The sequence below is a fragment of the Coprococcus sp. LG101-27 genome (assembly GCF_027695515.1).
GTDB classification, from domain to species: domain Bacteria; phylum Bacillota; class Clostridia; order Lachnospirales; family Lachnospiraceae; genus Allocoprococcus; species Allocoprococcus comes.
This window is the reverse complement of the sequence record NZ_JAQEUJ010000005.1, coordinates 1-25,871: the sequence shown is the minus strand read 5'-3', so window position 1 is coordinate 25,871 and position 25,871 is coordinate 1. Positions and strand designations below refer to the sequence as shown.

At 37.9% G+C, this 25,871-nt stretch carries 23 protein-coding genes; 2 read left to right on the top strand and 21 right to left on the bottom strand.

All coding sequences use genetic code 11. The features are described from left to right. Positions 1-136: 136 nt before the first annotated feature. The 21 genes from PG766_RS05770 to PG766_RS05670 form a co-directional block, all read right to left on the bottom strand. Positions 137-1,858, bottom strand: coding sequence for a sensor histidine kinase (locus PG766_RS05770; RefSeq protein WP_182438589.1), 1,722 nt, complete (start codon positions 1,856-1,858; stop codon positions 137-139). Positions 1,859-1,935: 77 nt separating this feature from the next. After that, positions 1,936-3,528: a response regulator transcription factor gene (locus PG766_RS05765; RefSeq protein ID WP_055260329.1), complete on the bottom strand. Its 1,593-nt coding sequence runs from the start codon at positions 3,526-3,528 to the stop codon at positions 1,936-1,938. A 116-nt stretch (positions 3,529-3,644) separates the two neighbouring features. Further along, positions 3,645-4,631 carry an ABC transporter permease gene (locus PG766_RS05760; protein ID WP_055247455.1) on the bottom strand — a complete coding sequence of 329 codons (987 nt, stop codon included), beginning with the start codon at positions 4,629-4,631 and terminating at the stop codon, positions 3,645-3,647. Positions 4,632-4,666: 35 nt separating this feature from the next. After that, positions 4,667-5,857 carry a sugar ABC transporter substrate-binding protein gene (locus PG766_RS05755; RefSeq protein WP_227119754.1) on the bottom strand — a complete coding sequence of 397 codons (1,191 nt, stop codon included), beginning with the start codon at positions 5,855-5,857 and terminating at the stop codon, positions 4,667-4,669. 35 nt (positions 5,858-5,892) lie between these two features. Further along, positions 5,893-6,834, bottom strand: coding sequence for an ABC transporter permease (locus PG766_RS05750; protein WP_055247451.1), 942 nt, complete (start codon positions 6,832-6,834; stop codon positions 5,893-5,895). An 11-nt stretch (positions 6,835-6,845) separates the two neighbouring features. Continuing rightward, positions 6,846-8,339 carry a sugar ABC transporter ATP-binding protein gene (locus PG766_RS05745; RefSeq protein ID WP_118198647.1) on the bottom strand — a complete coding sequence of 498 codons (1,494 nt, stop codon included), beginning with the start codon at positions 8,337-8,339 and terminating at the stop codon, positions 6,846-6,848. 34 nt (positions 8,340-8,373) lie between these two features. Next, the gene (arfA, locus tag PG766_RS05740; protein WP_055247446.1) at positions 8,374-9,900 is read right to left on the bottom strand and encodes an arabinosylfuranosidase ArfA; all 1,527 of its coding nucleotides are present in this window, start codon (positions 9,898-9,900) and stop codon (positions 8,374-8,376) included. Positions 9,901-10,185: 285 nt separating this feature from the next. After that, positions 10,186-10,545, bottom strand: a complete 360-nt coding sequence (locus PG766_RS05735; protein WP_118198646.1) for a DUF1667 domain-containing protein — start codon at positions 10,543-10,545, stop codon at positions 10,186-10,188. Positions 10,546-10,548: 3 nt separating this feature from the next. Then, the gene (locus tag PG766_RS05730; RefSeq protein WP_118198645.1) at positions 10,549-11,817 is read right to left on the bottom strand and encodes an NAD(P)/FAD-dependent oxidoreductase; all 1,269 of its coding nucleotides are present in this window, start codon (positions 11,815-11,817) and stop codon (positions 10,549-10,551) included. Between the two features lie 17 nt (positions 11,818-11,834). Beyond that, positions 11,835-13,271, bottom strand: a complete 1,437-nt coding sequence (locus PG766_RS05725) for an NAD(P)/FAD-dependent oxidoreductase (RefSeq protein WP_118198644.1) — start codon at positions 13,269-13,271, stop codon at positions 11,835-11,837. A gap of 144 nt (positions 13,272-13,415) precedes the next feature. Continuing rightward, the gene (locus PG766_RS05720; RefSeq protein WP_022220047.1) at positions 13,416-14,129 is read right to left on the bottom strand and encodes an MIP/aquaporin family protein; all 714 of its coding nucleotides are present in this window, start codon (positions 14,127-14,129) and stop codon (positions 13,416-13,418) included. A 60-nt stretch (positions 14,130-14,189) separates the two neighbouring features. Further along, positions 14,190-15,686 carry a glycerol kinase GlpK gene (gene glpK, locus PG766_RS05715; protein WP_008373317.1) on the bottom strand — a complete coding sequence of 499 codons (1,497 nt, stop codon included), beginning with the start codon at positions 15,684-15,686 and terminating at the stop codon, positions 14,190-14,192. 139 nt (positions 15,687-15,825) lie between these two features. Continuing rightward, positions 15,826-16,395 (bottom strand): glycerol-3-phosphate responsive antiterminator, encoded by a 570-nt coding sequence (locus PG766_RS05710; protein ID WP_117557314.1) that lies wholly within the window; start codon positions 16,393-16,395, stop codon positions 15,826-15,828. A 541-nt stretch (positions 16,396-16,936) separates the two neighbouring features. Beyond that, positions 16,937-17,266, bottom strand: a complete 330-nt coding sequence (gene cutA / locus PG766_RS05705; RefSeq protein WP_055260335.1) for a divalent cation tolerance protein CutA — start codon at positions 17,264-17,266, stop codon at positions 16,937-16,939. Between the two features lie 223 nt (positions 17,267-17,489). Then, on the bottom strand, positions 17,490-18,287 hold the full coding sequence (locus PG766_RS05700; protein WP_118198643.1) for an energy-coupling factor ABC transporter ATP-binding protein: 798 nt from the start codon (positions 18,285-18,287) through the stop codon (positions 17,490-17,492). Positions 18,288-18,291: 4 nt separating this feature from the next. Beyond that, positions 18,292-19,143 (bottom strand): energy-coupling factor ABC transporter ATP-binding protein, encoded by an 852-nt coding sequence (locus tag PG766_RS05695; RefSeq protein ID WP_055260337.1) that lies wholly within the window; start codon positions 19,141-19,143, stop codon positions 18,292-18,294. Then, positions 19,131-19,886, bottom strand: coding sequence for an energy-coupling factor transporter transmembrane component T (locus PG766_RS05690; RefSeq protein ID WP_055260338.1), 756 nt, complete (start codon positions 19,884-19,886; stop codon positions 19,131-19,133). The genes PG766_RS05695 and PG766_RS05690 overlap by 13 nt, the downstream gene beginning before the upstream one ends. Before the next feature lie 24 nt (positions 19,887-19,910). Next, positions 19,911-20,507: an ECF transporter S component gene (locus PG766_RS05685; protein WP_118198642.1), complete on the bottom strand. Its 597-nt coding sequence runs from the start codon at positions 20,505-20,507 to the stop codon at positions 19,911-19,913. 11 nt (positions 20,508-20,518) lie between these two features. After that, a complete protein-coding gene (locus PG766_RS05680; RefSeq protein WP_117824694.1) occupies positions 20,519-21,484 on the bottom strand; it encodes a nucleoside hydrolase in 966 nt (321 codons plus the stop codon). A gap of 1 nt (position 21,485) precedes the next feature. Then, positions 21,486-22,409: a ribokinase gene (gene rbsK / locus PG766_RS05675; RefSeq protein ID WP_118198641.1), complete on the bottom strand. Its 924-nt coding sequence runs from the start codon at positions 22,407-22,409 to the stop codon at positions 21,486-21,488. Next, positions 22,409-24,316, bottom strand: a complete 1,908-nt coding sequence (locus tag PG766_RS05670; protein ID WP_055260342.1) for a PfkB family carbohydrate kinase — start codon at positions 24,314-24,316, stop codon at positions 22,409-22,411. The genes rbsK and PG766_RS05670 overlap by 1 nt, the downstream gene beginning before the upstream one ends. A gap of 291 nt (positions 24,317-24,607) precedes the next feature. Between PG766_RS05670 and PG766_RS05665 the strand changes: the two genes are divergently transcribed. Continuing rightward, entirely contained in the window at positions 24,608-25,288 is a 681-nt protein-coding gene (locus tag PG766_RS05665) for a helix-turn-helix domain-containing protein (RefSeq protein WP_207662346.1), read from the top strand. Positions 25,289-25,506: 218 nt separating this feature from the next. After that, on the top strand, positions 25,507-25,871 hold a 365-nt coding region (locus PG766_RS17230; RefSeq protein ID WP_442872519.1), incomplete at its 3' end, for a DDE-type integrase/transposase/recombinase.

Genomic DNA, 25,871 nt, shown 5'->3' with positions numbered 1-25,871 from the left:
TATACCCATTTCTTAACGAAATCACAAAATGTTGGCCCTTTTCCGCTTCTTTCAGACACATAAATTCCCTTCATTACTTATATAAAAAGGCTCCATATAACAGTTTTTACTGCTACATAGAACCTCTTCCATTCTTTTATTTCTCAGTTTCACTTGATACAATTGCCGGAATCCGGATCGTAACGATCGTACCTTCGCCCTCTTTTGACCATATCTGAAATCTGTATTTATTTTCATAAATATAGTCAAGTCTTTCTTTAATATTTTTTATACCGATATGTTCTCCTCTTTCCATACTTGACAGTTTACGCTGCGGTTTGCTTAATTCATCTAGTTTGTCCTGAGACATCCCTGCACCATTATCTTTTACAATAATCTCAACTTCATCTTCTTCCATTCTGATACGAATCGTAATGCATCCGTCTATTACTTCGCCTTCTTCATCCGTATTACATAGAATTCCATGAAAGAACGCATTCTCTACAAGTGGCTGCAAAATATTTTTTGCAATCAGATATGGCTCAACCCCCGCTTCGATATCAATAACACTTTTAAATATTCCTGTATATCGATATTTCTGAATCAGTAAATATTCTCTCACTACTTTAATTTCCTGCTCTACTGTATCATAAACATTATCCACCTCTATACGTAGTCTGTCCCTTAAAATCTGAATCATAGCTTTATTCACTGCAATCACATCTTCATTCCGGTTTTTCTGTGCCAGATATGTAATCATATTCATGGTATTATAGATAAAATGTGGATCCACCTGCGAAATCATCAGACCATACTTCAGTTGCTGCTCTCTCTTTTCCTGTTCGACCATTTCAACAATATTTTCCTGCAAACGTTTTGCCATAACATTAAACGAAGCGCCTACTTCTCCTATTTCATCTGTTGAATTCACCTCAATTCGTGCATCCAGATTTCCTTCTGCTATTTCATTCATTTGTTTTGATACATCCGTAAGCGGACCAGTAAAATGATTTACAATCGGAATCATAACTAACACAATTCCAAGTCCAAAGCATAAAATCAGTATTTCTACCAGAAAAATCAGCGAACGGTTATTGTCCAGAATATCTTTTCTGCTCTGCCTGCAAATAATCTTCCACCCATCTTCTTCTGAAAAACGTACTGTAGTAATCCCATCTTCCTGCTGCCAATAACCTTCCTTATAGCTTTTTCCATACTTCATGTTTTTCAGAGTTGCGTTTACATCTATTTGTGTTTCCTTAACACTTGGCTGTAAAATCTGATTATTTTTATCAAGAAACAGATAATCGTTACTGTAATCTTTCATCTGGTTTGCAATATAGTACAACTGGTCAAAAGATGCTATAACAGTAAGATTGCCTTTCTGCCCATGATATATATATTCCATCGTATATCCATAAACCATGTTAAATATATTTCCAAATGCTGTATCTGATTCCCCGTCATAAGCAAAAGGATTCAAAAAACTTGTCTTTTTCCCTTTTAAATCTAATTCTTTTATTTCACTACAAATATGTTCTTTTACTTTATTCGAAAATCCTACTGTTGAAAAATCATATATTTTATCCGCCTTTTGGACATCCAGATAAATCCCGATGATTCCATATGACTGAATTTTATTTTTTACACCAAGCTGGGATAAAAAAAGACTTATTTTCGCATTATTTGCTTCATTCGGCTCCGACATATATTGATCTATTTTCTGAATAAGTTCTGGTTCTTCTGCCACAATCTTTGTAAATCTTACCAGCTCTTCAAAATTCTGATCTAACTGAGACATGATCTGCTCATTCAGAATCATGGTATCCTCTCTGTCTTTCACACTGATATTTCTATATACCAGTTCCGGTAATGCCATGAGCAATATTCCCATAATTACCAAAAACACACATAATTGTGCTATAACCAATTTATTTCTTAATTTCATGACCTCTTCTACTCTCCGGCTAATAATTTCCTGCGATATTGGTTCGGTGTCAGTCCTGTATATTCTTTGAAAATTTTACTGAAATACTGACTGGAAGTAAAACCTGTCTTTTCTGATACTTCATAAACCATATATTCTTTATCCTGGAACATTTTCTTTGCATTTTCTATTCTGACATTATTGATAAAATCATTTACCCGTATTCCAGTTTCTGTTTTAAATTTCGTTGATAACCAGGAAGACGTCACACCAACATGCTCCGCAACTTCTGCTGCTGTAATACTTGCATCACCATAATTCTGATTGATATAAGCCATTGCATTGATTGTCACATCGGAATAAATCATTTTTTCTTTCTCATTTTTCATTCGACAAATTTCTTCTATCTTGTATTCAATATATGCCTGAAGATCTGTTACTTTTCTAAAATCATAAGAACTGCATCCCTCGGTCATCAAAAATCTCTGACCGCTTGTTTCTCCAATCAGTTTTCCATCAAACAAACTAAGAGCCTCCAAAATATGTTCTATATATTCCAAGTATTCTGTAACATTCTGTTTTTTTTCTGTTTCATGCAATCGGTTTTCTATTTTTTCAATTTCTTCTGTTTTTCCCTGTTGTAAAGACTGATAAATTTCTTCTGATGAAATTCCTGACAGTTTCTTCTCATTTTCCTCTTTTCCGTCATAACGCAGCTCCTGTAACTCTACTTCATTTTTTAAAATATTATTTTCCAGTTGTCTTTGATAATTTGTAAAATTAGACCGGAACTGCCTTACCATACTTCCATGCAAACAATAATATACATGATACAGTTTTTCTTCTCTGTTAATATATTCATACAGCTTTCTTGCAAAATCATAAATTCTGTCATTTATTTCTTTTTGTGAAACAATTCCTTTTCCGAATTCAAGCAAAATCAGATATTCATCTTCGTTTACCGGAAACCTGGCCCCTACATGAATCCCAGTATTTTCAGATACATTTTCGCACGCTCTTTTTATGAGCCGATTATCCAATGTCATCTGATTGTTATCAAGTGGAATATATTTCTTTAAAATCTTCGGAACCTTTCTTTGAGAAACGATAATATAATAATATTTCTTATGCAAACCTATATAATCATTTTCATCAAGAATATCTTTATATACCTCTTCTGAAATATTTTTTCTAAATAATTCCTCTAAAATTGCTGTAATTGTATACTGCTTTTTTGCTTTTTCTTTTATAATTTCTTCTTTTAATTTTAGTATTTTTCTTAAAAATCCATCTTCCTCCAGATCACTTTTTAAGATATAATCATCAATTCCTAACCGGATTGCCTGTTTTACATAATCAAAATTTTTATATGCTGAAAGGAACAGAATATGTGTATTTCCACCATATTCGCGAATTGCATCCCCTAATTCCAATCCATTTAATCCAGGCATCTTTACATCTGATATCACCAGATCCGGTCTGTGTGTCTTGTAAATTGCAAGTGCCTGTTCTGGATTTGTCGTTACCCCGATCAATTCAAATCCATGATACTCCCAATCAATAATATGCTCCAAATACTCCAGTGCCAGCTTTTCATCATCCACTAACAATACTTTTATCATATTTTCTTCCTCCCATTATGCCCTGTCAAATGCTGTCTATTCCGATTATACAGCGACACCCGGAGTATCGCAAGCTGACAGGATGCGTATACTCCGGGTGTCATTTAAATTATTTTTTATTGTGCGTTTGTTCTCACAAGCTCTTTTTTCAGCTTTCGTTCACTGATAAAGTTCATTACTCTCTGGTTGTTGTAAGTAAAGATCATAATAACCAGAAGGAAGATTCCAGATGCTGTATCCTGCAGCGAAGCTGAAAGTCCCATGCTGAGAAGTCCTGTCGTCAGCATATTTAAAATAAAGTTTCCGATAAAGATTCCGATTACCAGATTACAATACTGTTCAAGTGCCAGTCCAACATAAATTCCAAGCATGCAGTTGAAAATAATATTCGTACTTGACATGTACATCGGCGTATCAATTGATCCCTGTATAGAAATCTTCAAAAGTGCCGCAACTCCAAGGAATAATGATGAAACTACATAGCAGAGGAATGCTGTTTTCTTGGTATTGACACCTGAATTTTTTGCAATTCTCTGTGAACTTGCACATGCTCTTACATTATATCCAAACTTTGTATAGTTGAAAATGATGTAGAACAGTACAAACATGATCGCAAAAATAATCAAACAATACGGAAATCTTCCAAGTGTTGTAATTTCTCCGTTAATAGCTGTTACCCATGAAATACTTGCCAGGTTGGATAATGTCTCATATACCATGCAAACACCAAGTGCTGTAACAATTGCCGGAACTCTCAGTAACATATACATAACACCTGAGATTGTTCCAAGTACAATGCCCGCTCCAACCACAATCAATGCAAATGGTATCAATCCGATTCCGTAAAGATATACCATTTTTGCTCCGAACATTGCCGAGAGCATTACAACCGCACCTGCACTAAGATCCATTCTGTTACACAACATGTTCGAACACATTGCGAATGAAATTAGCGTAGGGGCCAGCGTTTGCTTCAGGTTCATAATAAGACTCGCCGGTTTTCCAAATGCTCCGCCGGAGCATATGAAAAACAGAAGATATACAAATACCGGGAGCATAACGACTTTGCATACATTTTTAACTGTATCTGATTTCGTTTTCATACGCCTTCCCTTTCCATATCCGTTAAAGTAGTAATTTATTTTCCATGTCTTGCAATTGTATCTTCAATACTGTAGTTCTTGCCCATTTCAAGCAGCTCATCAGAAGATGCATTTTTATTTTTTGATTTAATCAGCTGATCAACTTCATCTGTTGTCCATGCATATACACCATCATTATGAAGGTATGTCATGTAATCAGAGAATTCCTGACCAGATTTACATACAATAAAGTTAACCGGTACTTCTACTTTGTCAAGAGCATTTCCTTCCAGTGCATTGTAGATAAGTACGAACGGGAATACTGCATCAGCATACTGTCCACCGATTGCACATACTGTTTCACCATTGTCAAGGCTTCCCTGACAATTTTCTGAAAGGTCACAGAATGCGATCTTAACCTGACCTTCACGTCCTGCTGATTTGATTGGTTCTGAGCAGTATTCAATACCAAGAAGTGTAATTGCAATACCATCGATAGAATCATCTGCTGCAAGGAAATCTTCTACTGCTTTTGTGAATTCAAGGCCTCTGTATTCACCAGCTTTTTTAACTTCCGGATGATCTTCAAATGCTTTCATCATACCTTCCCATCTTCTGTCATGGCAGGTAATTCCAGGTTCATAGCCAATTGCTGCAATGTTCTTGCATCCTGAATCAATAAGGCTTGTTACAATTTCATATCCTGCATCGTAATCTGCTTCATAAGATCCCCCAACAAAGTAATCACTCTTGTAAACCTGATCTTTGATGCTTTCATCAATCTGTGACCAGCCTACACCAAGATAAACTTCATTTTCTTCACAAATTTTTAATCCCTGAAGGACTGCTGTTCCTGAAAAGTTTGTTGTGATAATACCATCAACACCCTGTGCACAGAGGTTTTCAATTGCAGAAAGATATGTTTCATCTGCAAAGTTTTCAATAATGTAATAGTTAAATTTTACACCATATGCTTTTCCAAGATAATCTGTGTATGCTTTGTATTTTGCGCAAAGGAAATCTGTTGTTGTATGGATAACTACACCAATTGTGTATTTACCATCCGGATCTCCACAAATTTCATCCTGACCTGATTTGTTTCCCCAGACTTCCTCTGTCTTTGCATCTTTTGTCTCTTTTGAACTGCTGTCTGATTTCTTGCTTCCTGAAGAACCACCACAACCGATTACAGAGAATACCATCATAACTGCTAATAAAACAGCTACTGCTCGTTTAATTCTTTTCATTTCTTTTCCTCCTCTTTTTCTCCTTGTTTCATCTGTTACTCCAGTACACCATCTTTGTTCTTTACATATGTAAGGAATACTAACAGTAACAGTACCAGTCCCTGAATTCCTTCAACCACACGTTCGTTAACACCCAGGATAATCAATCCATTTCTCAAAAGGATAACAGAAAAGCTTCCGACCACAGCTCCGATCATTTTTACTTTAGAACCTCCGGACAATGGCACACCTCCAAGTACCAATGCTGTGACAACGTTCATTTCCATTCCCTGACCAGTTGAAGTACTTACACTTCCGGCTCTTGCCATAAGGATAAATCCTGCAATACCTACCGTGATACCACTGATAATGTAAGCGATCATTCTGGTTCTATTAACGTTTACGCCTGCCTGCTTTGCAGCGGCTGGATTTCCTCCAATTGCTTTATTATCTTTTCCAATTGCTGTTTTTTCAAATAAGATATAGCAGATAATAAAGACTCCTAACAGCATTCCCAGCTTAAATTTCTGATTATCAAATTCAAAAAGTTCAACCGGAATACTATATTTCTGTGATGCACATACCGTATTTAAGATTCCACGACACATGTACATGATGCATAGTGATGTGATAAATGGCGAAACCTGCAAATATACGGAAACAACTCCGTTCAATACGAACCATACCAGTGCTGCAAGAATGTTTGTAATAAATACTACTCCTGCCGGTACTCCTGTGTTCGCAACTAAAATCGCAACTAAAACGCTGAAACCGATAACACCACCGTATGACAAATCCATTCCGCCATGTGAGTATACGAAAATTGCACCAAATGCCATAATCGCTATATATACGGTCTGATTCAGAATACTGTTAATATTACCTTTTGTCAGCAGTTTCCCTTCTCCTCCGACCTGAAATATGATAATCATTAAAATGATTCCAAGGAAAGGAATTATTTTCTGAAGAATTTCTTTTGCCTTAGCTTTCTCTTTCACTTTTATCCCTCCTAAACCATCTTCTTGATTAATACAGATTCATTTAACTCTTCTGACCTGGTAAATGAATCTTGTATCTGACCATCTTTCATAATCAGAATACGATCACTCATTCCAATCAGTTCCGGAAGTTCTTCTGAAATCATCAAAATAGATTTTCCTTCTTTTTTCAGGCGGTACATCAGCTGATACATAAATGCCTTTACACCAATATCAATTCCTCGTGTCGGGCAGTCCAGGATATAAATTTCTGCCTCATTACCAAGCCATTTTCCAAATACAACTTTCTGTTTATTACCACCACTTAAATCACCTACGTTTTGTCCAATCTCTCTGCATTTAATGCTCATATCTTTTACCTGTTTATCGGTAAATTTCTTTTCAGCACCTTTGGTAATTACACCACCTTTTGCGATCATTGACAAGGATGGTAAAACGGTATTTTCCATGATACTTGCTGATAAGATCAGTGCTTCCTGGTCTCGGTTCTTGGATACATATCCAATCTTGTTCTTGATTGCCTGTTTTTCTGATGTAATCTTTTTTCCATTTCCAAGTTTTACTTCACCATACAACGGTTTAACATTTCCAAACAACGCTTTTCCAAGTTCATGCATTCCGCAATCTGTTAACCCACCTATTCCAAGGATTTCTCCTTTATGAAGTTCCAGTGAGACACCTTTAAGGCTATCTCCTACATACAGTTTTTCTGCTGAAAGCACAACCTCTTTCCCATAGCTTCCATCGTAATCACTTCGATAATAATCTCCGGTAAGTTTACGTCCTACCATCAACTCTTTTATCTTTTCCTCTTCAAACTCAGATTTTTCAAGTTCAGCAACAAACACACCGTCTCGCAAAACAATCAGCTTGCTGCAAACCTCCATCAGTTCTTCCAGGTCATGGGAAATAAACAGTACTGTCTTATTTTCCTTCTTCATGTTCTTAATAACCTGGTAAATGATATCCCTTCCTCGTTGAGACAAGGCAGTTGTTGTTTCGTCAACGATGAAAATCCTTGGATTCGTATACAATGCTCTTACAACTTCAATCAGTTTTCTTTCTTCCAGACTGTATTTTATGATCGGATCTTCCGGATGAATATTGTCAATTCCGATTTTTTCAAGTGCCTTTCTTGCTTCCTGATACATCTTTTTTCTGTCAACAACACCATGTTTTGTAAACAACTGCTCTTTTCCGATAAAAAGATTATCTGCTACTTTAATTCCCGGAAGTGTTCCCATTTCCTGGGCAATCATACTGATTCCATGATTCTGTGCATCCAGTGTGTCTGCTGGTTTATATGGTTTTCCGTCCAGAGTAAGCTCTCCTTCAGATTGCGGATAAACTCCGGAAATAATAGAGGAAAGAGTTGACTTTCCGGAACCATTTTCTCCGATCAGACCAATAACTTCTCCTTCATCAATGGTTACAGAAACGTCTTTCAATGCCTGAGTAAGTCCAAAGTTTTTTGAAATATGTTTTGCTTCCAAAATCACGCTCATTTCGTTGCCACCTCCCTCTTTCCTTCTTCTTTTATTATCCTAAAACAATTACATTCCATGACATTTTTGGTAATACCACAGAATTTGCAGCTGTTACCTCTTTCTCTTCCATTTCAACTGCATCCGGATGTTCAATTGTGTTCATTACAGAATAGTCATTTCCGGCAAGTACCAGATGTTTCTTTACTTTCTTATCTCCATATCCCTGTAAATCAACTTCAAATTCAACGTCCTCTTCCTGATCGCAGTTCAGAACGAAGATTCTTACTTCATCATTTTCCTCATTATAGATAACTGCTGGTTCAACAACATTTAATTCACCTAAATCGCACTGATATTTCGGTGCATCCACAATGGCTTTCTTAACAGTTCCATGTCCATATTTGCTGAGCATATGGAACGGATGATAAATCGCCTGTTTGAAAATTCCGCCTCCCGGAATTGTTGTAATCGGAGCAATCACATTGATAAGCTGTGCCAGGCAGGCAATTTCAACTGTATCTGCATTGTTCAGCAATGAAATTCCAAGTCCTCCAACAACAACTGCGTCCAGCAGACTGTATTTTTCCTGCAGAATCGGTGGCGCGATTTCCCATTTTCCAGCTGATGTCATCTCGAACGTTGTAAGTCCCATTAAATCATCCAGAGAATCCAGTTTGATGTCCTGGAAATTCCACACATTCCATTCATCCAGACAAATCTTTAAATCTTTATCAAAATGATTTTTAGCCTTTACATACTCAATAACTTTTGCGCTGTTTTTAATATGAGAATCCAGCTGTTTATAGGAAGCAAGATAATTTGTTGTACCCTGCCCAGAGTTCATTGTATAGTTATGAGTTGATAAATAATCAACCTGATTATAAAGATCTGTCAGCATTGTTCTGTCCCATTCCATATAGGTTGGTAACATTTCATAACTGCTTCCGCAGGCAACCAGTTTAATAGAAGGATCAACCCATCTCATGATCTTTGCTGCTTCAAGTGCTTTCTTTGTATAATCTTCTGCTGACAAATGTCCTGCCTGCCAGCTTCCTTCCATCTCATTCCCAAGGCACCAATATTTGATATTATATGGTTCTGGATGTCCGTTCTGGGCTCTCAAATCACTCCAATAGGTTCCACCCGGATGATTGCAATATTCAACCAGATCGCCGGCATCTTTAATACTTCCTGTTCCAAGGTTGACTGCAATCATCGGTTCAATACCAACTTTTTCTGCCCACTGGCAAAATTCATCAATACCGAACTGGTTTGTTTCAATACTTGACCATGCATAATCCATACGTTTTGGTCTTTTTTCTTTTGGTCCAATTCCATCATGCCAGTCATAGCATGATACAAAGTTTCCACCTGGATAACGAATTACCGGAACGCCTAATTCTTTTACTAATTCCATGACATCTTTACGATATCCGTCTTCATCTGCATTTGGATGCCCCGGCTCGTAGATTCCTGTATAAATGCTTCGTCCCAGATGTTCTGTAAAAGACGAGTACATTTTGTCATCAATTTTTCCAATGTCGTAATGGATGTCACTAAAGCATTTTGCTTTTTTCATTTCTCGTTCCTCCCTTAAACTTTCATATTCTCCTGTCGTTCATTTCAAACGATTCTTTGTTATGTGAATATTTTAGAATGGTGCCTGTTTTTTCACTATATTCATTTTTTATGTGAATGTATAAAATTTTTTGGTTTTATAAATTTCTTCCAAAAAATGTGTAATTTTTTTAAGTTTGTTAAGTATTCTGCATAATTTCAAACAAAAGTCACAGTCTTTTACATTAAAAAAGTCCCATATGGCAACCCTTTCCGTCACCATACAGGACTTCTCCTTCTTTTCCTTTTATTCAACATTCTTCGTCGCAACAATATCCACACCCGTGTCCGCCACATTTTCAAGAATCACATCCCCAATATGAACCGGAGCCGGAACTTCAATTCCTTTGAGCGCCTTCACACATTCAAAGATCTTGCCCTTCGGGATATCTTCTTTCGTCTTCACCGATACCATATCGATGCTTCCGCCGGACACCCGCACGGTCGAAGTTACGATTCTCGTCGGATTCGTCACTTCTTTTCTTGCGTATACATCACCGCGTTTACAGGTATTTCCCGTGACACTCACTATTTCTTCCCCATTCATTACAACTGTAAGAAGGCAGCCCATCGGACAGCCGATACATGTCAATTTTCTCTCTTCCATCGTCTACGCCTCCTCAATCTTTACTGTGATGGTCTGCAGATCCGGATATTTCAGAAGCTGCTCTTTTGTCAGCTTAATCTCTTCCATCTCACCTGGTGCAACAACCGGACGTTTTCTGTGGATCACTCTTTCATCATCAAAATATGCGCTGATATAACAATTCTTATAGACACCGCCCACACGGAAACGCACGGTCAGATTTTCATCCATCCGGTCTACGTTAATCGTTCCCGGAACTGTATAACGGACACCTTCGACTGGATTCATTTTAATCTCTTTTCCGCCCTGTCTGCGTTTTTCTCCCTGTTTGACGTATTCCGCAGCATTTCTTCCTGCAGTTCCGGCTTCTTCCGATACAAAATCAACCAGGTCATGCACATGCAGGACATTTCCACAGGCAAATACGCCTTCGATGTTTGTCTCCAGGCTCTCATTTACCTTCGGTCCTGATGTGACAGGGTTCATATCCACGCCCATACCTCTTGAAATTTCATTTTCCGGAATCAAGCCTACGGAAAGGAGGAGGGTATCACAACTGTATTCTTCTTCGGTTCCAGGAATCGGTTTTCCGTGACCGTCCACCTGTGCCAGTGTAATGCCTTCCAGACGCTCTTTTCCTTTGATATCAACAACCGTATGGCTCAGCTTCAGCGGAATGTCATAATCATCCAGACACTGTACGATATTTCTCTTCAGTCCTCCGGAATACGGCATCAGCTCTGCAACAACCTTAACCTTTGCGCCTTCAAATGTCATTCGTCTCGCCATGATCAGTCCGATGTCGCCGGAACCAAGGATCACGACCTCCCGCCCCGGCATATAGCCTTCGATATTGACCAGTCTCTGTGCCGTACCTGCCGAGAAAATACCTGCCGGACGATAGCCCGGAATATTAAGTGCACCTCTGGAACGCTCACGGCATCCCATTGCCAGAATAACTGCCTTTGCCTGAATCTCGAAAAGACCTTCCTCCCGGTTCATTGCGGTGACAACCTTCTGTGGGCTGATATCCATAACCATTGTATTCAGCTTGTATTCAATATTCAGTTCTTTCGCCTGATCAATAAAACGTCCTGCATATTCCGGTCCGGTCAGTTCTTCCTTAAATGTATGGAGTCCGAATCCGTTGTGGATACACTGATTCAGGATTCCGCCAAGTTCTTTGTCTCTTTCCAGGATCAGAACACTGTCCACTCCGCTTTTCTTCGCCGAAATTGCAGCCGCAAGTCCTGCCGGTCCTCCTCCAATGATAACAATATCATAAGCTCTCATGATGCAATGCCTCCCTCTTATAACGAATCCTTATTAGTACCTGTAATTATTTTAGAATCTCCACCGGATTTTGTGATCTCGAACATACTCACATGGCGTTCTCTCGCCAGGATCTCCATCGTTCTCGGTGAACAGAATCCAGCCTGACATCGTCCCATTCCGGCTCTTGTTCTGCGTTTTACCCCGTCCAGAGATTTGGCGCCGAGCGGTCTGTTGATCGCATCCATGATCTCACCCTCTGTAACCATTTCACAGCGGCAGATAATATTTCCGTATTCCGGTTTCTCTTTGATCAGTTCCATTCTTTCTTCCTTGCTGAGTGTATTCGGATCCAGAACGCCTTTTCTTGTTGCGATAAAATCTTCTTTTTTTTCCAGATTCATTTTCTCTTTCAGGATCTGTGCCACCATTTCTCCGATTGCCGGTGCACTGGTAAGACCCGGTGATTCAATGCCTGCACAGTCGATAAATCCTTTTGCATCCTCCACTTCCCCGATCAGGAACTCATGTCCGTCCTCATGTGCACGAAGTCCGGCAAAAGAAGTAATCACCTGACGGAGCGGAATATTTTTCACATTCATCTCTGCTCTTTCAATCACCTGATCCAGTCCTTCTCTTGTCGTATTAGTTCCTTCTTTATCTTCGATATCGATTGCCGTTGGTCCAAGGATCAGATTACCGTGAACCGTCGGTGCAACCAGAATGCCTTTTCCATATTTTCCCGGAAGTGCAAAAATCGTCTTGCTCACATGACTTCCCGCACTCTTATCAAGCAGACAGTAATCTCCTCTTCTAGGGGTAATATGGATCTTCTTCTCACTTACCATATTATGAAGCCTGTCTGCATAGACTCCAGCTGCATTTACTACATACCTTGTCCGGAAAACCCCGTTATTTGTATGGATCTCCCATCCCTCATCTATTGGTTTAAGATCCGTAACTTCCGTATCAAATTTGAACTCCACACCATTTACATTTGCATTCTCAGCCATTGCAATGTTCAGATTAAACGGACATACAATTCCGGCTGTCGGTGCATAAAGTGCGGCATACGCCTGATCGGAAATATTCGGTTCCATTTCTTTCAATTCCTTACAGTTAAGAATTCTTAACTCCTTAACACCATTTGCAACACCTCGGTCATACAGTGCCTGAAGATTCGGCATATCCTCCTCATGCAGACATACAACCAGAGATCCATTTTTCTTAAATGGGAAATCCAGATCCTTTGAAAGCTGTTCCATCATCTGATTTCCCCTGACATTCAGTTTTGCCATCAGCGATCCTTCTGCCGCATCATAACCGGCATGGACAATTGCACTGTTTGCCTTAGAAGTACCACAGCATACATCCTCTTCTTTTTCGATTACACATGCCTTCACTTTATAACGTGACAGCTCTCTTGCTGTTGCTGCACCGGATACTCCAGCCCCGATAATTATTACATCATACATTCCCAGATCACTCCTTAATAACTGTTTTTTCTTCCTGAACTTCCTGCTTATGAAAAAGAGCCTGCCAAGTAAACGCATTTCCCTATGCGGTTATCCTGTCAGGCTCTCTCATCTCATGCCATTACCATTTTCAATTCTGAATTTTTACCACGGAATTGCTCCATACAGTAATACTGCTGCGATTGCTCCGATGATTGGTCCGATGATCGGTACAACCAGACCGTATCCGAAGTTTGAATCACCTTTTCCCTTAATTGGAAGTACTGCGTGTGCAAGTCTTGGTCCAAGATCTCTTGCCGGGTTGATCGCATAACCGGTCAGTCCGCCAAGTGACATACCTACTGATACGATAATTCCGAATACAAATAATTTGTCAACGCCTGTGGAAAGTCCTGTCACATTTCCAATTCCCTTAATCGCAAATACAAGGATAAATGTTCCAACTGCCTCACTGAAAATATTCAGTCCTGTGTTTGCAATCGAAGGTCCTGTACAGAATACACCAAGCTTTGTTCCCGGATCTTCTGTTGCGTCAAACTGTCCTTTGAAAAGTAAATAAACGATACATCCGCCTACGAATGCTCCTGCGATCTGGGCGATGATATATCCAGGAACCATCGACCATGCAAAACTTCCGTCCACTGCAAGTGCGATCGTAAGTGCCGGATTAAAGGAAGCTCCTGAAGCCTCTCCGAAAATAAATGCCGGAAGCAGAACTGCAAGGCCCCAGGCAAATGTAATCTGAACCGCGCCGGCACCTTTCATACCGGATTTGTTAAGGTTCACATTTGCTACTACTCCATCTCCAAGAATAATAAGTATCATTGTTCCAAGAAACTCTGCTATATAAGGTAACATAATAAGTCCCCCTTTTCCCTATTCAATGTTCTGTTTTCATTTCCTTTTTACTGTCAAAATCTAATCTTCTTTCGCCCATCCGTAAGCATATTTGACAGCCTTATTCCAGCCTTTGATCCGTTTTTCTCTTTCTTCATCTGCAATCTTTGGTTCGAATGTCTTATCAATTGCCCAGTTCTTAATAACATCCTCTTTACTTGCCCAGTATCCAACTGCAAGACCTGCAAGATAAGCAGCTCCCATTGCGGTTGTCTCTACACACTGCGGACGGTTAACCGGTGCATTGATGATGTCAGACTGTGTCTGCATCAGGAAATCATTTGCACTTGCTCCACCGTCAACCTTAAGTGCTGCAAGTTCAATTCCAGAGTCAGCCTTCATTGCTTCCAGAACATCATTTACCTGATAAGCAAGGGATTCCAGAGTTGCGCGGATAATGTGATATTTATTAACGCCACGTGTAATTCCTACGATCGTTCCTCTTGCATACTGATCCCAGTGCGGTGCTCCAAGTCCGGTAAATGCAGGTACTACATAGCATCCGTTTGTATCTTTTACTTTCTTAGCCATGTATTCTGAATCCGGTGCGGAATCAATAATACGAAGTTCATCTCTCAGCCACTGAATTGCAGCTCCTGCCACGAAAATTGAACCTTCCAGTGCGTAATTTACTTTTCCATCCAGTCCCCATGCGATGGTTGTTACCAGTCCGTTCTTTGAGAAGATCGGTTTCTCACCGGTATTCATTAGCATGAAACATCCGGTTCCATATGTATTCTTTGCTTCGCCTGCATTGAAGCATGTCTGTCCAAACAGTGCGGACTGCTGGTCTCCTGCTGCTCCTGCGATTGGAATCGGTCCACCAAGGTAAGAAGGATCTGCTTCTCCATATACACAGCTTGACGGTTTTGGTTCTGGAAGCATGCATTTCGGAATGTTCAGCTCTGCAAGAATCTCATCATCCCATTCAAGTGTATTGATATTGAACAGCATCGTACGGGAAGCGTTTGAATAATCCGTTACATGAACTGCACCTTTTGTCAGTTTCCAGATCAGCCATGTCTCAACTGTACCGAATAATAATTCTCCCTTTTCTGCTCTCTCTCTTGCTCCCGGCACATTGTCAAGAAGCCATTTTACCTTTGTTCCTGAGAAATACGCGTCGATAACAAGTCCTGTTTTTTCTCTGAATTTATCGGTAAGTCCTTTTTCCTTCAGACTGTCACAATACTCAGAAGTTCTGCGGCACTGCCATACGATTGCATGATGGATCGGCTCTCCTGTCTCTTTGTCCCAGACGATGGTTGTCTCTCTCTGGTTCGTAATACCGATTGCTGCAATGTCCTCTGCTTCTGCCCCAATCATGTTCATTGCTTCAACGGCTACACCAAGCATACTTGCCCAGATCTCATCTGCATCATGTTCAACCCAGCCCGGTTTCGGGAAATACTGTGTGAATTCCCTCTGTGCAACGCTGCACATTTCTCCTTTTTCATTGAACAGGATACATCTGTTACTTGTTGTTCCCGCATCCAGTGCCATTACATACTTAGCCATACTCTTTTTTCCTCCTTTAAAATAAAAATCGTTGCTTTGCATGTTTTATAGTAAAGCGGATATTCTATGCCGCTTCGCTACTTACTCATCCTCAAATACCTGTACTTTGTTTAAATACATTACTCCTGTTACTTTTGTTTTACATTTTCCAGACTTCGTGATTCGTAGATGAAACTGCGATCGCTCCAGCTGAAAGTGCCGCCATCACAGATTCTTTGTCCGAGATCAGACCGCCTGCAATGATCGGCGTCTTTGACATTTTACAGACTTTTCCGATCACCTTCGGCATCACCCCCGGAAGTACTTCGATATAATCAGGCTTCACGGCGTGCTGTTGCTGCCTGATATTCTCATATGCCATCGAATCCAGAAGGAAATATCTTAGGACTGTGAACATCTTAAGTTCCTTCCCCCTTTTAATCAATGCAGCTTTTGTGGAAATTATTCCATCTGCTTCTGTATTTTTCCGGATAAAATCTACGACAATTTCCTTACTGCTAAGACCGCTTATCAGATCTACATGAACCATCGCAACCTTCCCGGAATCTTTTATCTGTTGGACGATCTCACGGATCGAACAGACATCTCCAAATAAAATAAACACAACCCGGATATCTTCCAAAGAACAGCAGATTTTTAAATCATCCATGTTCTTTACTGCTGCAATGATCGGATTTTCTTCTACTGCTTCATAAAAAAATCTGCTCATTTTTTCACCCCTCATACTATGATCGAGTAGGATGCTCCTGCCCACTCTGTATACTTTGTACAGCCTCTGCACTTGGCGCATCGTATAATCGAGCAGGCTGACTCCTGCTCGATCTGTATACTCCGTACAACATCTCACTTAGCAGCTCGATGATGTACATTCGCCAAATGTAGATCCTTGTGCAAGCACAAATCTGCACTTGGCTCATCGTATACACAAAAAAAGAGCGCCTCTTGTAACAGCCTCACGGCTGATATAACATTCGCTCTCCTGTCACGGCATCTCTCTTCAATTGCTTTTTCAACTTGACTTCACTATATCATATTGCACAATTATTTGCAAATAATTTTTTCAAAAATATACTTTTTGTACAGTTTCTACAATTTTTTTGCCAATAATCAGGCTTGTTATTTGAAAAAAGATGTTTTTCTTTATGCAACTTTTCCGTTACTTTATTAACAAATTTTAAAATCAATTTTCTTTAATCTGAGCGCTCACTTTTTACCATTTCTGTTCTGACTATTAAGCTTCTTTTTTTACATCAAAATGAAGTTCTCAGGATCGGTATTGCATTGATCACCGGTTCTTCATACGGGTGAATTTTCTTGATTGCTTCAATCGTCCTGTCAACTGCTTCTGTAAATACAGTGACTTCAACCTTTACTTCCGGTTCTTTACTGATCTCTCCTTCATTTCCAATATAAGGATTGCAGCCTTCAAGCGGACGCCAGTATCCGATCACTTCACTTGATGACATACAGGAATCGTAGTTCCCGATATGTCCGGCATCTACTTCCCGGAGGGTTTTCTGGAGAGCCGGAAGATGTGTTTCCGGGATGAAAATTTCTAATTTGCAGTATTTGAAATCCATGGTGTGTTCCTTTCTTCTTACTATGCATTTTTATGATGATACCAGGGTCAAAAGGTCAGAAAGCCGATGCATTTATAATATACTACAATTCTTTTTCATGCAAATTCTATAGAAATTTTCAACTCGTTAATCAATTTTTACTAATTTTTTAATTATATGAAAAGGGTCAGCCATTTCAGCTAACCCTTACTAAGTTTCTTGAGCCTAGAAAATCCATCTAGCTCTAAACAAAATATTTTAAGAATTCCTCAATTGTAACTGCGGTCTCATTTAAGTTTAATTTATCACACAAATCCCCGATATAAGTCTTTTTCAACATACTTTCTTTTAATAATTCATCATCTGAAAAGATTTCTTTTGCATTTCCTACTCTTAGCAGGTTTTTATGTGACATTACAAATATTTTTTTAAAATTATTTACTGCGAACTCCATATCATGTGTTATAGTAACCACTGTTCTATTCTCTTTTTTCAGCTCTGTAAGAATATTTTCCAATCTCTTAATTCCAATTAAATCTTGTCCGGCAGTTGGTTCATCTAAAATCAATATTTTATCATCCATTGCCAATACAGATGCAATAGAAACAAATTTACGAATTGAAAGTGGAAGATTATACGGATTTTCCTGCATTTGTTCTGATAATCCACATAACTTAGCTGCCCATTCCGTTTTCTTCACAATTTCTTCTTCTGATAATCCTTGTTTTTTAGGTCCAAATCTAATTTCATCTTCGACATTATTATGAAAAATCTGATCATCCGGATTTTGGAATACATATCCTGCGATTTTTGACAGTTGTGCTGTTGTATAATCTTTTGTATCCATTCCATCAATCAAAACCGTTCCATGCGTTGGCTTTAATAATCCATTTATCATTTTTACAGTTGTTGTCTTTCCAGCACCGTTCTGACCTATAATAGCGATTGCTTCTCCTTCATTAATTTCAAAACTAACGTTTTCAACAGCGGAAAAACCATTCGGATACTGAAAACTCACATCTTTGAATTCAATAATCCCCATGTTGCTACTCCTTCTTTCCTATTTTTTGAAGCTGATCAGCCATTTCGTCTGAAGTAATAATGTTATCTTTCATTCTTACTCCATGGTTTTTCAATTCATTTGCGAGATAAACTGTTAACGGCAACATAACTCCAAATTTTTCCAATTCAATCTCGGATAAAACGTCATGTTTATCACCATGACGAATTACTTTCCCCTGATGCAGAACCACTACTTCATCACAATATTCAGCCACTAATTCCATTTTATGTTCGACCAGAATGATTGTCTTCCCCATTTTTTTCATTGTTTTGATGATTTCAAAAACACGCTCTGTTTCCTGTGGATCAAGCTGAGATGTCGGTTCATCTATTACTAAAATATCCGGTTCCAAAACCAATACGGATGCCAGTGCAACTCTCTGCTGCTGTCCACCAGATAATTCAAATGGATTTTTTTCCTGCAAGTACGTTGTATTGGTAATTTCCATGATTTTTTCTACGCGCGTCTTTATCTCCTCTACAGGCACTCCAAAATTTTCTAATCCATATGCAATTTCTCCATAGACAGTATCCCTGGCTCCTGTAATCTGGTTAAACGGATTTTGAAATACATATCCTATCTTAGAGGCTATTTCTCCCATCTCATATTCTTCGAGATTCTTTCCGTCAATAATAACCTTTCCTTTCATTTCTCCTTGGAAAAAATTAGGAATAAAACCTCTTATAATATTACACAATGTTGTTTTTCCACTACCATTTGCACCTAATATCGCATAAAATTTCCCTCTTTCAAAAGATAAATTTACATCAGCAATACTCGGGGTTTTAGTCAAAGGATATGTATATGTAACATTCTGTATATCTATATAAGCCATAAAGCAACCCTCCCTGCAATACCTAAAACTCCTAATAAAGTAATTATTACAACTGCTTTTTTATCTGCTTCTGTTTTTTCTATATCATATAAATGTGTTGGCTTTATCCCAGATGAAAATCCTCTTGCCTCTAATGTCAATGCTCTTTCTTCTGTTCCGGCTATCGAGCTTAATACAAGTGGAATAATCGTCGGCACAAAAACCTTTGCTCTTACTAAAAGATTTCCTTCCGTTTCTACTCCTCTTGCTTTTTGTGCATTCATAATTGTCTGTGATTTTTTCTTTAAAACAGGAACCATTTGAAGTGTTGATAGAACCACATAAGAAGCTTTTGCGCTCATTCCGCTCTTTTCCAAAGCTAATACAAAATCCTTTTCCTGTGTAACCGAAAAGAACCAGATCAAGCTACCGCCTACTCCCATTAATGTAATTCCAAGTTTTAAAGCAAATAGAATTCCTTCTAACTTTGCATTAAATATCCAAAAAGAAAATATTACTTCCCCTCTTGGGTAAAAAAATGTCTGTATGAACAACAATATCACAAATAGAACACCGACTGAATTTCTCACTTTACGGATGAAGCTCTTCCAGACATCACTTAGTGCAGCTATGATATTAATAATTACAAACACAACCAACTTACTTAAAATCCCCGGCATAATGATATCTAAAACAACCAGAACTATTGCTAAATAAAATTTTGTTAACGGGTAGAGCCCGACAATTTTATTCTCTTGCTTCATTATTCATTCTCCTTAAAATATGTACTAGTTACCCTTTGTTTTAATGAATTTTTCTCCATATTTGTATTTAACGAGAGATCTTTCCGGTATTGCTTTAATGATAAAATATGCAATAAAGACTGAAATTAATTTACCGACACTTTCTGTTACAATATAAACTGATAAAACTGACTCTAAAATCTGTTTTCCGGTTGCCATTAATCCTGCTGCTAACATGGAAGCACCACCACCAGTTGCTCCTCCAAAGAAAAATACAGTGATCGGTGTTGCTGTAATAGTTCCTACTAATGCAATGATAATTCCTGAAATAACTAATTTCCAAACCTTTGTCATCATATTATATTTTGATAACAATCCTGATGAAATTCCAATAAAGAATGCACAGAAAGCATATGGAATCCATGTTGGATCAAAAATACCGTTAATTAAGTTTGTTAATACACCCGTAACAGCTGCCGGAAGTGGCCCAGCCAATGCACCGACTAAAATAACACCTATCATATCCAAATCTACCGGTATTTTTAATATCGAGGTCATCTGCCCTCCGACAATATTAATTGCAATCGCTACCGGAATTAATAAAATTACCATCATTGAAAATGTTTCATTCTTTTTCTTCATTTTTATTCCTCCTATTTTCCCTCAACTAAATCTGTAATATCTTCGTTAAATATTTCCTTATAAAATAACTTATAAAACTTAACTACATCAACATCATATGCATATTTTGCATTGCATTTGTTTTCGTTCCAGTGTCCACCAATATCTACAATTGACTGACCTCTGGCAATTCCTTCTGTCACCACATCAATATATGCCGGTTTTAGCTTTACAATAGAATTGTCCAAGAAATATGCCACCGTTAATACATCATGCATCGGTGAAACTGCTTTTCTTCTTGATCTCCAGTTTTCATCCATTCCTTCTTGCGTAATATTATATACAAATGTTGACAATTTAGTATTTAACATTCTTAATATTTCTCGCATACTGCCATCTAAAGCAATTTTATTTGTAACATCAAGTCCAATCATTGTCACATCCTGAATACCAGACATCAGGACTTCATGTGCTGCCATTGGGTCTGCCCAGAAATTATACTCTGCCACAGGACTCATATTTCCTGTATATTTTGCCCCACCCATAATAATTAATCGTTTTAGATTTCCGGCAAAATCAGGCGATTTACGAATTGCATGTGCGATATTGGTACATGGTCCTATGGCAAAAAGTGTAATCTCTTTCGGATGCCCATTTACATATTCCACAAGAAAATCAACTGCATTCTGATCCTCTTCTTTTTTATCCGAAGCGATAGTATGGGCAAAACCGCCTAAACCATCATCTCCAAATGCACTCACTGTTTCCGGCTGCTTCTGGTCTAATGCAACCGCAGATCCCCGATATAACGGAATATCCTCTCTGCCACACAAAGATAGAATATTCAATCCATTCCTTGTCGTTGTATCCAATGCTCCATTTCCGGTAACGCTACATACTGCTTTTAAATCTAATTTTCCTGAGTATAACGCCAGTATAATAGCCAGTGCGTCATCTGAACCCGGATCACAATCAATAATAATTTTTTCCTTTTCCACCTTACATTTTTCCTCCTTTCATTTCATCTACCTCTTCACGAGTCGGAATTGATGTTTGTGCACCTTTTCTTGTTACTGCTATGGAAGAAGCTTTTTGTCCAAATTCAATTGCTTCTTTCCAATTTTTGTTTTGACTTAAAGCCAGTGCAAATGCTGCTGTAAAGCAATCACCTGCTGCCGTTGTATCTATGGCTTTTACCGGATATGCCGTAAAAAATTCTTCTATATCTTTATTGATATACAAACAGCCATCTCCACCCATAGTAACGATTACATTTTTTACTCCTTTCTTTATTAATATCTTTGCTGCTTCAGTTATATCTTTTCTGTTCTTCACTTCCATTCCTGTCAATATCTGTAACTCAGTTTCATTAGGCTTAATATAGTCAATACCTTTCAGTATATTTTCAGGAATATCTTTTATCGCTGGTGCCGGATCTAAAATTACAATTTTTCCATCCTCTTCCACTATTTTTTTCACATATCCAACTATCTCTAATGGAATTTCTAATTGCATAATTATAATATCACTTTGTTTAATCAAATCCAGATTACTGTCAATCAGCTCTTTTGTGACTTTACCATTAGCACCGGCAATAATTATAATTGCATTTTCTCCCTGGTCATCTACTGTAATAAAAGCTTGTCCTGTTGGAATATCATTCATTACTTCTATTCTGGAAATATCTACTCCAACACCTTTTAAGCTTTCAAGAAGTTTTTCACCTTTTTCATCATTACCGACGGCTCCCATCATGGCAATGTTTCCGCCCAATTTACCTGCTGCAAATGCTTGATTGGCACCTTTTCCACCTGGTATCTGGGCAATACTTTTCCCTGCAATAGTTTCACCAGCTTTCGGCATACACGGAGTTTCTATAACAATATCCATGTTTAAACTTCCAACTACCAATATTCGTTTCATTACTCTTTTTTCATCCTCCTTCTATCGTTATACTTTTTATGAATTTCTCCTTCATATATATCTACCGACTTTCTATCTGGCAAAGCCGGCTGTACACCATAACGTGTAACGCTGATTCCTGATGCATAAATTGCAAAATCAATAGATTCTATTAATTTATGACCTTCACTTAAATAAACTGCAAGTGCACTAATAAATGAATCAGCCCCTCCCGTTGTATCTACGGCCTCAAATCCTGTTCCTTCAAAAAAGAGTGAATACTCGTCATTCTTTAAATAACACCCTTCTTCTCCCAATGTAACAATTACGTTTTGTATCCCTTTATTTCTTAATATTTCAGCCTTTTCTTCAATCGTTGTACCTTCTGGAACTAAAGTAAATAATTCTTTTTTATTAGGTACAAAATAATCAATTTTATTTAAAATTTCATCCTTTACCTTTGAAGTTGGTTTAAGTATGATTTTTATTTCATTTTCTTCGCAATATCCGACCGTATATTCTATAATAGATTCCGGTATTTCTGTAGATATCAGGCAATATTTTGCTTTTTCAAATATATATTCATATTTTTTTAGATGTTTAATACTTAAATTTGTATTCGCACCGGCATAAACCGTAATAGCACTTTCTCCTCTTTTATCCACATGGATATAGGCTTTTCCACTTGGCAAAACCGAATCAAATCGTACCCCCTCCATATGAACATGATTTTCAATCAAATTTGTGTATATTCTTTTCCCATCTATATCATTTCCCAAGCAACCGATCATATACACCTGACCACCTAATTTACCAACACCCACAGCTTGATTTGCACCTTTGCCACCAGGGAAAACATACACTTTACTTGCCATCTGATTTTCCCCTTCTCCTGGAATTTTATCAGCTTCTATCGTAACATCTATGTTCATACTTCCCACTACGATAATCTTCTCTCCTTGTTTCTCTCTCAACGGTGGTGCAACACTATTACGATGTATGATTTGAGGCGAACACATTCTAACCGTATCCGTTTTTTGTCCTGTTTTATCCATTTCGAATAAACATTTTGTTCCCTCACTAACCATCTCTTCAATTGGGAAATCTATAGCTGTAATCCCTCCACTAACATACTGTAGTTCTTTTCCTTCGCCTATAGCGATAATTGATAGCTCCTCTGGAATATTTGTTTTTCTTTTTTCTAAAATTCCTGCTACACGACATGCTATTTCAGGAGTACCACAAATAATAGCTGTTTCGCTTTCTCCAATAAACTGTGATATCCCAAACTCTTCTATTTCTTCATAAATATACATCCATGCTGGGTTTATTTGCATATTCTTATTTTGCATTGCCAATTTATAATCTTTTAAAAGTCCAATCTGGCTCTTATTCACAATACAAGCTATTTTCTGATGTCCTTCTTGAACAAAATTTTCTACTGCCAGTTCTACTGCTTCAGATATTTTATAATAAAAAATCGTTTCATTCAGTTCATTTAATCCACTGGTATCATTGTAATTAACGATAACCCCCTTTTCTCTCTTATCCGCTATGTTTACAAAATCTTCTGTTAAAATTCCTGATACCTTTTTCAAAATCATGTCCTGACACAATATTTTTGTATCATTCTCATCTTCCGAATATCCAATAACAAGACCATAATTATTTTCACGTGCTATTCTTTCAGCAACTGCTATGTATCTTTCTTTTTCCTGATTATTCTTTTGCAAAATCAAACCAACAAGTCGATTTTTCATACCGGCTTTATCAAGAAATTTAAAATATGGAACATAATGTTCTCGTTCTATTACCTCCAAAACCTTTTTTCTTGTTTCTTCGCTAATATCCTTATCTTTCCCATTCATTACCTTCGATACCGTCGAAGCTGACACACCTGCCAAATTGGCAATATCTCGTATATTCATTTTTCTCACCTAGCTTTATCTAAAGTCTTTAGTAAACTCGTTTTGTATGTTTCAAGCTTATCATTTTGTGCATTTCATTGCAATGCCTCATGTAAACGAAACTTTTTTCCGACATGTTGCACAATTTACAGTTTTACTAAACAATGTTTTGCACAGTAGGATAGTTCTTCATGATGTTCTTCAAAGAAAACAAAAGCCTTCAAACTGATCTTTTTCAATCAATGATATGCTCCCTTTTAGGTAGACAAGTAAAATAATATAAAACTTGTTACCTGAAAGGGGGTATTTTTATTGGGAAGAAAAGCAAGATACAGTGCTGAAGAAAAGATAAGTGCAGTTCAAGAATATTTAGATGGAAAAGGCAGTATGAAGACGATTGCACAACGTTTAGGTATAGCCTTTCAATCATTCAAACAATGGGTAAAAAATTACGAAGCGATGGGAATAGATGCGTTTAAAACCAATCATAACAAACATTATTCCAAAGCAGAAAAAGAGCAAGCAGTCGCAGCATATTTAGCTGGCGAAGGTTCTCATGTGGAAATTTGTCAAAAGTTCAAAATTCTTTCGACCAGTCAACTCAGAAGCTGGATTAAGAAGTATAATGGTCATGAGGAGCTAAAAGCTTCCAGAATGGGAGATACAGGCATCATGACCAAAGGAAGAAAAACGGCATTTAATGAACGGGTAGAAATTGCGGCATATTGCATTAGCCATGATCATAATTACACTGAAACATCTGAAAAATTTAAAGTTTCTTATCAGCAGGCACGAAACTATACGGTTAAATATGAAAACGGTGGAATTAATGCACTACAAGACAATCGTGGCAAAAGGAAATCAGAGAATTCTCTTTCAGAAATTGAAAAACTTCAAGCAGAATTGAAGATGGAAAAAGCCAAGCGGAAAAAAGCTGAAATGGAGACATCATTCCTAAAAAAACTCGACGAAATAGAGAGGAGGCGTGGTTAAGCCTGTTAAGGCAAGGACAGATTTATCAGGCAATTAAAGAGGAAAACGAAACATACGGTTACCCAATCAGTGCACTTTGCAAACTTGGAAATGTAAGCAGATCTGCTTATTATAAATGGCTTCATAGAGAGATTCCAGCTAATGAAATTAAAAACTTTCGTATTTCAGATGCAATCGAAAAGATACACACGGATTCTCCTGACAAAGGCTATCGAAGAATACGAGATGATCTGGAACGCTATTATGGAATAAAGGTAAATGACAAACGGGTTCTTCATATTTGCAGAAAGAAAAATATTAAATCCACAATTAAATATGCTAACAATGGATGCACACGTCAATCTGCAAATCCACAATACATAGCGGAAAATGTATTAAACCGAGAGTTTTTTGCAGATGCACCTAATCAGAAATGGCTTACAGATGTGACGGAATTTAAATATTACATCGGTTTGGAAAAACATAAGGTGTATCTTAGTGCAATACTAGATTTGTATGATAGACGGATTGTGTCCTATGTAATTCGAGATAACAATAATAATGCATTGGTCTTTGATACTTTCGACAATGCCATTGCCAGTAA

Bases quoted from the DNA above. Each gene is read 5' to 3' on its own strand.
- PG766_RS05770 (WP_182438589.1), bottom strand. From the start codon at position 1,858: ATGGCATTACCGGAACTGGTATATAGAAATATCAGTGTGAAAGACAGA.
- PG766_RS05765 (WP_055260329.1), bottom strand. From the start codon at position 3,528: ATGATAAAAGTATTGTTAGTGGATGATGAAAAGCTGGCACTGGAGTAT.
- PG766_RS05760 (WP_055247455.1), bottom strand. From the start codon at position 4,631: ATGAAAACGAAATCAGATACAGTTAAAAATGTATGCAAAGTCGTTATG.
- PG766_RS05755 (WP_227119754.1), bottom strand. From the start codon at position 5,857: ATGAAAAGAATTAAACGAGCAGTAGCTGTTTTATTAGCAGTTATGATG.
- PG766_RS05745 (WP_118198647.1), bottom strand. From the start codon at position 8,339: ATGAGCGTGATTTTGGAAGCAAAACATATTTCAAAAAACTTTGGACTT.
- arfA (WP_055247446.1), bottom strand. From the start codon at position 9,900: ATGAAAAAAGCAAAATGCTTTAGTGACATCCATTACGACATTGGAAAA.
- PG766_RS05735 (WP_118198646.1), bottom strand. From the start codon at position 10,545: ATGGAAGAGAGAAAATTGACATGTATCGGCTGTCCGATGGGCTGCCTT.
- PG766_RS05730 (WP_118198645.1), bottom strand. From the start codon at position 11,817: ATGAGAGCTTATGATATTGTTATCATTGGAGGAGGACCGGCAGGACTT.
- PG766_RS05725 (WP_118198644.1), bottom strand. From the start codon at position 13,271: ATGTATGATGTAATAATTATCGGGGCTGGAGTATCCGGTGCAGCAACA.
- PG766_RS05720 (WP_022220047.1), bottom strand. From the start codon at position 14,129: ATGTTACCTTATATAGCAGAGTTTCTTGGAACAATGATACTTATTATT.
- glpK (WP_008373317.1), bottom strand. From the start codon at position 15,686: ATGGCTAAGTATGTAATGGCACTGGATGCGGGAACAACAAGTAACAGA.
- PG766_RS05710 (WP_117557314.1), bottom strand. From the start codon at position 16,395: ATGAGCAGATTTTTTTATGAAGCAGTAGAAGAAAATCCGATCATTGCA.
- cutA (WP_055260335.1), bottom strand. From the start codon at position 17,266: ATGGATTTCAAATACTGCAAATTAGAAATTTTCATCCCGGAAACACAT.
- PG766_RS05700 (WP_118198643.1), bottom strand. From the start codon at position 18,287: ATGGGGATTATTGAATTCAAAGATGTGAGTTTTCAGTATCCGAATGGT.
- PG766_RS05695 (WP_055260337.1), bottom strand. From the start codon at position 19,143: ATGGCTTATATAGATATACAGAATGTTACATATACATATCCTTTGACT.
- PG766_RS05690 (WP_055260338.1), bottom strand. From the start codon at position 19,886: ATGAAGCAAGAGAATAAAATTGTCGGGCTCTACCCGTTAACAAAATTT.
- PG766_RS05685 (WP_118198642.1), bottom strand. From the start codon at position 20,507: ATGAAGAAAAAGAATGAAACATTTTCAATGATGGTAATTTTATTAATT.
- rbsK (WP_118198641.1), bottom strand. From the start codon at position 22,409: ATGAAACGAATATTGGTAGTTGGAAGTTTAAACATGGATATTGTTATA.
- PG766_RS05670 (WP_055260342.1), bottom strand. From the start codon at position 24,316: ATGAATATACGAGATATTGCCAATTTGGCAGGTGTGTCAGCTTCGACG.